General features: G+C 65.0%; 2 protein-coding genes. Both read left to right on the top strand.

The annotated features are described in order from the left end of the window. The first annotated feature begins 89 nt into the window (after positions 1–89). Positions 90–989 (top strand): formyltetrahydrofolate deformylase, encoded by a 900-nt coding sequence (gene purU, locus AC5RT3_RS20565; protein ID WP_494125105.1) that lies wholly within the window; start codon positions 90–92, stop codon positions 987–989. A gap of 51 nt (positions 990–1,040) precedes the next feature. Beyond that, positions 1,041–1,861, top strand: an 821-nt coding sequence (locus AC5RT3_RS20560) for an NAD(P)/FAD-dependent oxidoreductase (protein WP_494125104.1), incomplete at its 3' end; no start/stop codon positions are given.

The raw sequence follows: 1,861 nt of genomic DNA, 5'->3' as shown, positions 1-1,861 counted from the left end.
TTGACCTGTGTCACAGTCGAGTATACGCTGGGGTCCAATCTAATATATCAGTTCGCTACTTTTGAATATATCTAGAAGGAGGAGGGGACATGACCCTCATGCAAACAGAGGCAACCGCAGCGGCCCTGCCGGCAATGGAGCCGGGGCAGAAGTTCGTGCTCACACTCTCGTGTGCCGAGCAGGCCGGGATTGTGCAGGCCGTGACCACCTTCCTGTTCGAGCGGGGCTTCAACATTGATGAGCACCAGCAGTTCGATGACAGCCTGCGCCAGACCCTGCATCTGCGGACCGCGTTTTCCGGGTCCCCGGACCTGACCCCGGAGACGCTCACGGCCGAGTTCGGCCCGATCGCTGACCGGTTCGGGATGAAGTTCAGCTTCCATGACCAGACCCAGCAGCGGGTGCTGGTGATGGTGTCCAAGTTCGGGCACTGCCTCAACGACCTGATTTTCCGGTGGCGCGGCGGGACCCTGGGCGGGGACCTGGTGGCCGTGGTTTCCAACCACGAAACCCACCGGGCGATGGCCGAGGCGGCCGGGCTGCCCTTCATCTACCTTCCGGTCACCCCGGACACCAAGGCCGACGCCGAGGCCCGGCTGCTGGAACTGGTGGAGGAATACCGGGCGGACCTGGTGGTCCTGGCCCGTTACATGCAGGTCCTCTCCGACGATTTGTGCCGGGCCCTGGAAGGCCGTGCGATCAACATCCACCACTCCTTCCTGCCCGGGTTCAAGGGCGCCCGGCCCTACCACCAGGCCTACGACCGGGGCGTGAAGCTCGTCGGCGCGACCGCGCACTACGTCACCGCGGACCTGGACGAGGGCCCGATCATCGAACAGGAAGTCATCCGCGTGGACCACACCTACGGCCCCGCCCAGCTCTCCACCGTGGGCCAGGACGCCGAGGCCCTCGCCCTGTCCCGGGCCGTGCGCTGGCACTGCCAGCACCGCGTCCTGCTGGATGACACCAGCACCGTCGTCTTCCGCTAACCCCCGCCGCGCCGCACACAGTCTTTAGAGAATTTGCAGGAGAACCCTTTTATGGAATCGTCGCCACGTATTGTCATCATCGGAGCCGGGATCGTGGGCACCAACCTCGCCGATGAGCTCGTCACCCGGGGCTGGAACAACATCACCGTCCTGGACCAGGGCCCGCTGAACATGCCGGGCGGGTCGACCTCGCACGCCCCCGGCCTGGTGTTCCAGACCAACCCGTCCAAGTCGATGGCCCTGTTCGCCAAATACACGGTCGAGAAACTCCTCTCCCTCACCGAGGACGGCATCTCCTGCTTCAACCAGGTCGGCGGCCTGGAAGTCGCGACCACCGAAACCCGCCTCGCGGACCTGAAGCGCAAACTCGGCTACGCACAATCGTGGGGCATCGACGGCAAAATCCTTACCCGTGAGGAGTGCAAGGAGCTCTACCCGCTGATCAATGAAGAAGACATCCTCGGCGGCCTCCACGTGCCCTCCGACGGGCTCGCGTCCGCGGCCCGCGCGGTGCAGCTGCTGATCAAACGCACCGAAGCCGCCGGCGTAAAGTACATCGGCAACACCACCGTGACCGGCATCGAACAGACGAACCGGCGGGTCACCGGCGTGCAGACCCCCGACGGGGTGATCCCGGCCGACATCGTGGTCTCCTGCGCCGGGTTCTGGGGCGCCAAAATCGGTGAAATGATCGGCATGGCCGTGCCCCTGCTCCCGCTGGCACACCAGTACGTCAAAACCACCCCCGTCCCGGCCCAGCACGGCAAGAACGAGCTACCCAACGGCGCCCGGCTGCCGATCCTGCGCCACCAGGACCAGGACCTCTACTACCGCGAACACGGCGACCGGTACGGCATCGGCTCCTACGCCCA

This window comes from Arthrobacter sp. Y3221159 (assembly GCF_059089885.1).
Note: the sequence above shows the minus strand (reverse complement) of the source record. Positions and strands in the feature narration are given on the sequence as shown.